This window comes from Frankia sp. CcCS3 (genome assembly GCF_977927575.1).
This window is the reverse complement of sequence record NZ_CDWRCL010000367.1, coordinates 2,105-2,940: the sequence shown is the minus strand read 5'-3', so window position 1 is coordinate 2,940 and position 836 is coordinate 2,105. Positions and strand designations below refer to the sequence as shown.

Sequence of the window (836 nt, the reverse complement as noted above, 5' to 3'; positions counted from 1 at the left end):
GCCCGGCGCGGCCCACAGCCATGCCCGTGAACCGTCACCCACAGCAAGATCGATAAAGCAGGTGAATGTTTACCCGAGTTGGCGGACGATGGGCGCCGCGGTGCGGCTGACCGGGTTTTCGATGTCGAGGTCGCCCACGAACGTGAGTCGGGGGCCTTCCGCCGCTACCTCCCAGTGCCGGGAGCGTAACCAGGACGCCCGGATGCTATCGCGTACCCTGTCCGGCTCGATGGAGCCGGTGGTCAGGAACAGCTCCCGTGCCTGCGCAACCTCGGCGCCATAATGATCATGAGCATCTAAGTTGCTCGAACAACCAACCATCTGATGGATCTCCTCCCGCGAACGGCGAACCTCGACGACTCCGGTACAACCGCAGCGTCCGACGTGGTCACGAGCGGTTCCCGAGCGAGGTTAGATCGCCGCCTACCGTCTGGCTAGACCCTGTGCTCCGTCCACTGCCGGGTGCCCGCCGCGCCCGACCAACCCCGGACCGGCCCCCGACCGGCGGCGGTCGCCGGTCGCCTCCACATTGATCTTGTTGGTTGAGCTCTGGCACCTGTCTCAGATTGAGATACCACACACCTCCCACGGGGAGTGTGATGTGGGACATACGAAGGGGCGTGGCGCAGGCATCGGTTCCGGCCGGAAGGAGGGTCGACGCGGATCGGCGTCGACCTCGGTGCAGGCGGGCATCGCCGGTGTCTGCCCGACCCCGTATCGTCCAGGAGGCAGGACGTGAGCCGTCAAAGCTTGACAAAGGCACATAAGAAGATCACGGAGCTGTCATGGGAGCCGACGTTCGCGACGCCCGCGAAGCGGTTTGCCACCGACTATGG

General features: G+C 65.1%; 1 protein-coding gene. It reads right to left on the bottom strand.

Translation table 11 applies throughout. The features are described 5' to 3' along the window. Positions 1–69 precede the first annotated feature (69 nt). Entirely contained in the window at positions 70–321 is a 252-nt protein-coding gene (locus tag AC08OQ_RS19270; RefSeq protein ID WP_476612306.1) for a hypothetical protein, read from the bottom strand. Between the last annotated feature and the right edge of the window lie 515 nt (positions 322–836).